The following is a 4,155-nucleotide window of genomic DNA, read 5'->3' on the forward strand; positions in this document are numbered from 1 at the left end:
CTGTCTAAATTGGGGACAGGCACCCCCGCACTTATTTTTCTGAAGGATGATTGACAGGTTTTAAAAATAAGTGCGGGGAGAGCCAGTCCCCGGAGGTGAATAAATAAGTTTCGCTGTAGTGTTAAAAAGATAACCAATAAAAATATTTAAGCTCATGCAACATAAAGCCAAGCACAGCTGCGTGCTATGCGCGTCGGCTGAAGCTTGTTGTCGTTATGTGCTTTTTCGTATCTGTTCACTATTTTGCGGCGGCAAGCTGAAACCTCTTCGTCCAAAGGCTGGGATCTTGTTACGAATATTTTCAAGGCTTCCTTCATGAAATGAAACAGGAGCGCTGAGCCACCAGGGACGAACATCCGCTGTAGATAATTCGGGTGATGAGTGGAGAATCATTTGCACCTCCTGGAAATTATGACCAGCAAGAGTCGCGGTTTATCCTGAAGAATGCTGGAATGGTAAGCCGCCAGGCATAAAGCGGAGTTAACTTAATCCTCCACTACATCAGGCAGGATTTCCCACAGGCCTGATAGTCCAATGAGCATCGCTGACCAAAGGCATTGAAAAAGAAGATTGCTAAACTCAATGCCCCAAAGCCACTTAAAAGTCAAACTATATTAGGGCATATCTTTATTTAATAATATCAGGGAGATAAAAACTAATGAACCAGGTCACCGCCTGGCGAATCATGCTCATGATTCTTCTGGGCCTGGAAGTTCCAGGACTGCCACCTGAGGTGCTCTTTTCGAATACTGAGATTAAGGTCATGTAGGCATATGCTCAAAAAAAGCGGCAGACAGTCCAGATATTAGGTGATGCAGTGCGCATTCTCGCAGCCCTGGGAGGTCATCTCGGTCGAAAAAACGATTCCTTACCCGGTCATCAGACAATGTGGCGGGGATACACCACCCTCCAAAATATGTGCCTGGGTTACTCCCTGCTGGACCCTTGGTGCCTGGTTATGTAAATTTTTGTGGGTTAAGGGCAGGACTAGCTGAAACAACCTGGCTTTGACAATTTATCTCAGTCGTCAAAACCAGGCCGAACAAAATCCCGGGCCTGAGGAAAGACAGCTTCCAGTTTCCGGCGCAAGCGATCCAGGCAGAACAGTATGTTCTGCACACCATGCCTGTCGTGGTCTATGATCTCATGAACTACACCCCATGCAGCCAGAGAACGTTCAATGCCCATCAAGGCCACCTTGGCTGAACCGTCTGCATCCCGGCCATAGCTTTCCAGCTCGCATTCCTCTTCTTCAGCCTTGCCGTGCAAAGCCCGCACGATCTTGGCCTCAATCAAAAACAGATACCAGTAAATAATCTCTCTGGCCTCCTGCAGACCGGGAGCCTCCCCGGCTGAAATGACACCTGGTATTTTGACCGCCATATCTTGTGTCCAGACTTCCGAGCTCTCCAGCCATTCTTTGGCCATCTCCCTGTACCTTTGGGCAAGTATGGTGCAGATATGCTTCCTGGCTCTTTGCATAGCCTGCTCATGCTTTGCGTCCTGGTCCTCTCTGGCAGCATCCAGATCAATCCCCCGTTCCTGGGCCAGATCATAAAGCAGGCTAATGGTCACTTCAAAAATGTTGGATATGGACTCCCAGAAAGCGGCGTTCATCTCATCCGAACTCTTTTGTTCCTGGAAGAACTCCTGCTCCATGGCAAAGTTCATACATCTGGAGGTAAAGGCACATCTCTCGCACCACCGATCGCAATAGTTATAGATTCCAGGTATAAAATCCGGATTTTCAGCAAGTTCTTTTATCCGCTCTTTATCCATAGTCCAATGCTCCCTGGTAAAAGTTCAAGATACTCCAAACAGTCCATAAGAACATGTACCCCATTGCCCTGTATCCGGCCAAACGCATGTCGAACAATCCGGGCCAGATGCGGCACTTGGTGGTCCATAAAATCGTAACAGTTTAGTTAGTACTTACTCCTGAAACCCTGTCGCAAAAAACAAGAAATTTTTGAGCTATGGCAGGGGTTCAGCGCCTGGCACTGTAACTGTTCCGCACTTTTTTAAAAAAAAGACTGCTGCCCACAGATCACACCCAGTGAAATACGCTGCGCTGAGACTTCGTCACCGGGCAGGCAGATAGACACCCCAGTTGAATTGAAGAAATTCAGGGCAGGCAGATAAGAGAGGTTTATTATGTGCTTTCCAGGAATAAAGAACCTGGTATGCACATGGTCTCCACCGCATCCGCGGTAGATACTATGGAGATTCCCATGAAGATGCGCTTGCCAATGTAAAAGAAGCGATACAGCTCTGGATAGATACTGCCAGGGAATTTGGAGACCCTGTTCAGGAACCGAAGGGACGTCGCCTGATGTATGCCTGAGCAGTTGTTTCCATTCCTTCAGGTCCTGGTAAAATGAATAATAAACAAGCCTGGACCTTAAACCTGGATCCTGACCGATCCTGACAATTGCCAAACTTCCAGCTCTAATTTGGCGGAAGCGTTTTCCAGAGATGGATACGATGTCGCGCGGTCTTCAGGAGCAGGCCAGTCATCCTGCCGGGCATATGACAGCGGTGTTTCAATCGATATCATCCTGTTCCTGGCTTTCTTTCGAAAAAGGCCTGCTGAGCGGAATATCCGGAAACCCGGTGAGCATGATGGCCTCTTTGGTGTAGTTGAAAAAAGCCTCAAAGATGTATTCGTTCCAATAATGCCTGCTTAGTCCGTATTTCATCAATTTTTCGTAAGCCTCGAGCTTATCCTTTGCCTGGACCTTGTCCAGGGTGCGCTCAAAGTATTCCTCCCAGCCCTGCTCATCCCCAACCATAGAAAATGTTTTGCCCTTTAGTTTACCAATAACATAAGGGGTGGTAAAAACCACGGAATAGTCCAGCCCCATTTCCGGAAAAAGCGGCGGCAGCAGCCGGACCAGCCATATTTCGCCCGGCTGTCCTTTGTGGCCGCTGGGAACCTTGACCTTGATCCTGTTTCCAGTTACAAACTCCCTCAATAAATCACCCTGACCGGAAAAGCCTTCATGAACATACAGTCCCATCCTGGAAGAGTTCATGGCTTCAAAAGCTCTGATTTGGCCTTCGTCAGCCTTTAATTCCTTGCAGACCTCCGTGGCCACAAAGCCCAAAGACTCTCTTTGATTGCCCACGTTCAGGTCGAAAAAACCCCAACAGAAAAAATAAGATAAAGTCAGAGGACTCATGGGCGGTCCTCCCGGCATATACTGCTCACGGGCATCTTCATAAAGATCCGTCAGTTTATCAAGTGCAGGCAAATCGGACAGCTGGTCCATAATCACGCTCATTTTGTTTTGTGCATATACATAAACAGCATGCAATGGATCAAGCTTCTCCATGTCTTCTATTTTGATAACAGTTTGCTCCAGCTCTTCGGCGATCATCTTTGCATTCCTGAATTCCTGAATATCCACCACTTTTCTTTGCCCGTTTTTTTGCAGTGCATTAACGACCCTGGAGGCCAGCGGAGGTTTTTTGATGCTGGACTTACTGACTTTTTTTGTTTTCTTACCTCTTTTTTTCATCTGGATATCCTTTGCTTAGGATGGTTTAGTTTGCGGACAAGTATCTGTTTAGCGCTTTTATGGAAGGCAGGGGACAGGCACCCCCGCACTTATTTTTCTCTGAACACCGTGGAAGATGCTCCGTTCATCTACAGGGGCAAATACATCCCGAACGCGTATGATCAGTACGTGTCCACCCTGGAAAGGAGCGTCAGGTACGCTCAGGGCGAATCCAGGCTGAACTCCGGCATATCCCGGGGCGTTATGCCTGCTTAGCTCAGCTTGTTGACCCTGTCCATCCTGCTGAAATATGCCACTGACTTACTAACGCTGGCTTTGCCCGCAACCCATAAACATATTCTCACACAAAGGCGCAAAGGTCGTCAAGAAAGACAGGATATTTTTTCACTTGTCACTTGTTTCGCGTGACAAATGAAAAGGCAGCCTCTTAAACTCTGCGTACTTTGCCTGCCCAGTTGAATTGCTCGAAGATCAAACCCGAAGGGCATTCAAACCGGGGCAGCTTTGCGGTTCGGTATCTGTTTAGCGCTTTGCATGTGGCATGGGGACTGGCTCTTCCGGGACCCACTTGTCCCAGAAATCGAGTCATTTTGAGCACAAAATGATGCTCAAGTGGGTCCCGGAGTGCCTGTCC

The 4,155-nt window shown here is 48.0% G+C and carries 3 protein-coding genes; 1 reads left to right on the plus strand and 2 read right to left on the minus strand.

Going from position 1 to position 4,155, the window contains the following annotated elements; translation table 11 throughout:
- Positions 1-1,020: 1,020 nt before the first annotated feature.
- On the minus strand, positions 1,021-1,779 hold the full coding sequence (locus QZP87_RS08440) for a hypothetical protein (RefSeq protein WP_291322480.1): 759 nt from the start codon (positions 1,777-1,779) through the stop codon (positions 1,021-1,023).
- Positions 1,780-2,543: 764 nt separating this feature from the next.
- Positions 2,544-3,521, minus strand: a complete 978-nt coding sequence (locus QZP87_RS08445; RefSeq protein ID WP_291322481.1) for a hypothetical protein — start codon at positions 3,519-3,521, stop codon at positions 2,544-2,546.
- A 30-nt stretch (positions 3,522-3,551) separates the two neighbouring features.
- On the opposite strand from QZP87_RS08445, the gene QZP87_RS08450 reads away from it, so the two are divergent.
- Positions 3,552-3,776 (plus strand): hypothetical protein, encoded by a 225-nt coding sequence (locus tag QZP87_RS08450; RefSeq protein WP_291322482.1) that lies wholly within the window; start codon positions 3,552-3,554, stop codon positions 3,774-3,776.
- Positions 3,777-4,155 lie beyond the last annotated feature (379 nt).

The sequence above is a fragment of the Desulfonatronospira sp. genome, assembly GCA_003563255.1.
Classification (GTDB): domain Bacteria; phylum Desulfobacterota; class Desulfovibrionia; order Desulfovibrionales; family Desulfonatronovibrionaceae; genus Desulfonatronospira.